We start from the raw sequence: 4949 nt of genomic DNA on the forward strand, positions 1-4949 counted from the left end.
CGGCCGGCGTACCGCTCGACTCGGTCCCCTTTCTTGCACACGCCTTAAGAACCAAAGAAAGCGAAGGGTTGTAGCCATCGTGCTCGACGTGAACTTCTTCGACCAGCTTCAGATCGGCCTGGCCACCGCGGAGGACATCCGCGGATGGAGCCACGGTGAGGTCAAGAAGCCGGAAACCATCAACTACCGCACGCTCAAGCCCGAGCGTGACGGCCTCTTCTGCGAGAAGATCTTCGGTCCCACCCGGGACTGGGAGTGCTACTGCGGCAAGTACAAGCGCGTGCGCTTCAAGGGCATCATCTGCGAGCGCTGCGGCGTCGAGGTGACCCGCTCGAAGGTCCGTCGTGAGCGCATGGGCCACATCGAGCTCGCCGCTCCCGTCACCCACATCTGGTACTTCAAGGGCGTCCCGTCGCGACTGGGCTACCTGCTGGACCTCGCGCCGAAGGACCTCGAGAAGGTCATCTACTTCGCCGCCTACATGATCACCTCGGTCGACGAGGACGCGCGTCACCGCGACCTGTCCTCGCTCGAGGCCAAGGTGCAGCAGCAGCGCGAGATGCTCGAGAAGCGCCGTGACGGCTCCCTCGAGGACCGCACCAAGAAGCTCGAGGAGGACATGGCTGCCCTCGAGGCCGAGGGTGCCAAGGCCGACGCCCGCCGCAAGGTGCGCGACGGTGCCGAGCGCGAGATGAAGCAGCTGCGTGACCGTGCGCAGCGCGAGATCGACCGCCTCGACGAGGTGTGGAACACCTTCAAGTCCCTGAAGATCCAGGACCTCATGGGCGACGAGCTGCTCTACCGTGAGATGAAGAACTGGTTCGGCAAGTACTTCGAGGGCCACATGGGCGCCACGGCGATCCAGAAGCGCCTCCAGGGCTTCGACGTCGAGGCCGAGGTCGAGTCGCTGCGCGACACGATCGCCAACGGCAAGGGCCAGAAGAAGGTCCGCGCCCTCAAGCGCCTCAAGGTCGTCGATGCCTTCCGCAAGACCGGCAACAAGCCCGAGGGCATGGTCCTCGACGCCGTTCCGGTCATCCCGCCGGATCTGCGCCCGATGGTGCAGCTCGACGGTGGTCGCTTCGCGACCTCGGACCTCAACGACCTCTACCGCCGCGTGATCAACCGCAACAATCGCCTCAAGCGGCTGTTGGACCTCGGTGCCCCCGAGATCATCGTCAACAACGAGAAGCGGATGCTCCAGGAGGCCGTCGACTCGCTGTTCGACAACGGCCGTCGTGGTCGCCCCGTGACCGGGCCGGGCAACCGCCCGCTCAAGTCGCTCTCCGACATGCTCAAGGGCAAGCAGGGTCGTTTCCGTCAGAACCTGCTCGGAAAGCGCGTCGACTACTCGGGTCGTTCGGTCATCGTCTCGGGCCCGCAGCTCAAGCTGCACCAGTGCGGTCTGCCGAAGAACATGGCGATCGAGCTCTTCAAGCCGTTCGTGATGAAGCGCCTCGTCGACCTCTCCCACGCGCAGAACATCAAGTCCGCCAAGCGGATGGTCGAGCGCGCGGTGCGTCCCGAGGTCTGGGACGTCCTCGAAGAGGTCATCGCCGAGCACCCGGTGCTGCTCAACCGTGCACCCACGCTGCACCGCCTCGGCATCCAGGCCTTCGAGCCCCAGCTGATCGAGGGCAAGGCCATCCAGATCCACCCGCTCGTCTGCACGGCGTTCAACGCCGACTTCGACGGTGACCAGATGGCGGTGCACCTGCCGCTGTCGGCCGAGGCCCAGGCCGAGGCGCGGATCCTGATGCTCTCGACCAACAACATCCTCAAGCCGTCCGACGGTCGCCCGGTCACCATGCCTACCCAGGACATGATCATCGGTCTGTTCTTCCTGACCGTCGACCGCGAGAACAACGTGGGTGACGGCCGTGCCTTCTCGTCCCCGGCCGAGGCGATCATGGCCTACGACCGCGGCGAGCTGACCCTGCAGAGCAAGGTCAAGATCCGCCTGACCGACGTCGTCCCGCCGGCCGACCACGAGCTCTTCGACGGCGGCGTGCAGACGCTGACGCTGGAGACGACCCTGGGTCGCACCCTGTTCAACGACTGTCTGCCGGCCGACTACCCGTTCGTCAACGAGCGCGTCGACAAGAAGGAGCTCGGCAAGATCGTCAACGCCCTCGCCGAGCGCTACACCAAGGTCGAGGTCGCTGCCTCGCTCGACGCCCTCAAGGACGCCGGGTTCAAGTGGGCCACGCAGTCGGGTGTCACGGTCTCGATCGACGACGTCACGACGCCGGCCGACAAGATCCAGATCCTCAGCTCCTACGAGGACAAGGCTGCCAAGATCCAGAAGCAGTTCGAGCGCGGTCTGGTGACCGACGACGAGCGTCGCCAGGAGCTCATCGAGATCTGGACCGAGGCCGCCGCCAAGGTCGGTGACGCGATGGAGGCCAACTTCGATCGCACCAACCCGATCTACATGATGGTCGACTCCGGTGCCTCCGGAAACATGAACCAGATCCGTCAGGTCGCGGCCATGCGTGGTCTGGTGGCCAACCCCAAGGGCGAGATCATCCCGCGGCCGATCAAGTCGAACTTCCGGGAGGGCCTGACCGTCCTGGAGTACTTCATCGCCACGCACGGTGCTCGCAAGGGTCTGGCCGACACCGCCCTGCGTACGGCCGACTCGGGGTACCTCACCCGTCGTCTGGTCGACGTCTCGCAGGACGTCATCATCCGTGAGGACGACTGCGGCACCGAGCGCGGTCTGCCGAAGGTCATCGGTGTCGTGGGCGAGGACGGTGTGGTCCGCAAGGACGACAACGCCGAGACCGCTGCCTACGCCCGGTCCGCGGCGACCGAGGTCACCCACCCCACGTCGGGCGACACGCTCGTCGAGGCCGGTGGCGACCTGGGTGACGTCAAGATCGCCGAGCTCATCGCGGCCGGGATCCCGACCGTCAAGGTCCGCTCCGTGCTGACCTGTGACGCCAAGACCGGCACGTGCGCCAAGTGCTACGGCCGCTCGCTGGCCACCGGCAAGCTGGTCGACATCGGTGAGGCCGTCGGCATCATCGCCGCGCAGTCCATCGGTGAGCCCGGCACGCAGCTCACGATGCGTACCTTCCACACCGGTGGTGTGGCCTCGGCCGACGACATCACGCAGGGTCTGCCCCGCGTGGTCGAGCTCTTCGAGGCCCGCTCGCCCAAGGGTCGTACGCCGATCGCCGAGGCCGCTGGTCGCGTCGAGATCGAGGACTCCGACAAGGCCCGCAAGGTCCTCGTCACCCCCGACGACGGCTCCGAGGTCCAGGAGTACCCGGTCTCGAAGCGCTCGCGTCTGCTCGTCTCCGACGGGGAGCACATCGAGGTCGGTCAGCCCCTGATCGTCGGTACGCCCGACCCGCAGGACGTCCTGCGGATCCTGGGTGTGCGCAAGGCGCAGGAGCACCTGGTCGACGAGGTGCAGGCGGTCTACCGCTCGCAGGGAGTGTCGATCCACGACAAGCACATCGAGATCATCGTGCGCCAGATGCTCCGTCGCGTGACGGTCATCGAGTCCGGTGACACCGTGCTGCTGCCCTCCGACCTGGTCGACCGGGTGAAGTTCGAGGAGGAGAACCGCCGCGCGGTCTCCGAGGGTGCCAAGCCCGCCTCGGGTCGTCCGGTCCTCATGGGCATCACGAAGGCCTCGCTCGCGACCGAGTCGTGGCTCTCGGCGGCCTCCTTCCAGGAGACCACCCGGGTGCTCACCGACGCCGCGATCCACGGTCGCTCCGACAGCCTGCGTGGGCTGAAGGAGAACGTGATCATCGGAAAGCTCATCCCGGCCGGAACCGGCCTGGAGCGCTACCGCAACATCCGGGTCGAGCCGACCGAGGAGGCCCGCGCCGCGGCGTACTCCGTCACCGGTTACGACAACTACGACTACGAGTTCGGCAACGCCGGCTCTGGTCAGGCTGTGGCGCTGGACGACTTCGACTTCGGGTCGTACCAGAGCTGACCTCAGCACCGCGCGTCAGCGCAACGAGGAACCCTCGCCCCTTCCGGGGCGGGGGCTCCTCCGTTTTTAGCCCGCGCCGCTCCACTAGGTTGGGGCAATGAGCGGTGAGCGTCGTGAGGTGTCGTTCGAGTCGGGGGGAGACACCTGCGCGGCGTGGCACTACGCGCCGGGCGAGTCCGAGCAGGGGCCCGGAAACACCTGGGTGGTCATGGCGCACGGCTTCTCCCTGACCAGGCACGACGGTCTCGCGCCGTTCGCCGAGGCCTTCGCGGCAGCGGGAGCCGACGTGCTGGTCTTCGACCACCGGTTCCTCGGGGACTCCGGAGGTCGGCCGAGGCAGCGGGTGCGGCTCGGCGAGCAGCGCGAGGACTGGCGCAACGCAGTGGACCACGCCCGACAGTGCGGGGCGCGGACCGTGGTGGTGTGGGGCTTCTCGATGAGTGGCTCGCACGCCTTCCAGACCGCTCTGGCCGACCCCAGCATCGACGCGGTCCTGGCGCTGGCGCCCTTCCTCGACGGCTACCGCCGTGCGCTGTCGGGCGACCCGGCCGTGACCGCACGCATCGTCGTACGGGCGGTGGCTGCCCTCGCGGGATCGAGGGTCACCATCCCGGTCACGGCGGCAGTGGGAGACCTGGGAGCCATGGCGTTGGAGGGGGAGGCGGACGGCTTCGCCGCCGTCGTCTCCGCGGACTCGCCGTGGCGCAACGAGGTGTCACCCGCGCTCTTCGCCCCGATCGTGACCCACCGTCCGTGGAAGCAGGCCGAGGGACTGACCTGCCCGGCGTGGTTCGGTGTCGGCGGGCGCGACATCAGTGTGCACGGTCCCGCCATCGAGGCGGCCGCGGATCAGGCGCCGCAGGGCCGGCTCCAGCGCTATCCCCAGCACGACCACTGGACGCCGTTCCAGGACGGCGCCCAGGTGGCGATCGCAGCCGATCAGGTGACGTTCCTGCGCGAGCAGCGCCTCCTGTGATGCCGAGTCGGCGCG

At 67.5% G+C, this 4949-nt stretch carries 2 protein-coding genes; both read left to right on the top strand.

Annotation, left to right across the window (positions count from 1 at the left end; all coding sequences use genetic code 11):
* Positions 1 to 79: 79 nt before the first annotated feature.
* A complete protein-coding gene (locus tag VOI19_RS14220; protein ID WP_323793620.1) occupies positions 80 to 3958 on the top strand; it encodes a DNA-directed RNA polymerase subunit beta' in 3879 nt (1292 codons plus the stop codon).
* 97 nt (positions 3959 to 4055) lie between these two features.
* Complete coding sequence (locus VOI19_RS14225) at positions 4056 to 4934, top strand: alpha/beta hydrolase (protein ID WP_323793621.1); 879 nt, start codon at positions 4056 to 4058, stop codon at positions 4932 to 4934.
* Positions 4935 to 4949: the final 15 nt, after the last annotated feature.

This window comes from Nocardioides sp. (assembly GCF_034670285.1).
Lineage (GTDB): Bacteria > Actinomycetota > Actinomycetes > Propionibacteriales > Nocardioidaceae > Nocardioides.

What these genes read in the sequence shown, in the direction of transcription:
- VOI19_RS14225 (WP_323793621.1), top strand. Translation starts at nt 4,056, where the DNA reads ATGAGCGGTGAGCGTCGTGAGGTGTCGTTCGAGTCGGGGGGAGACACC.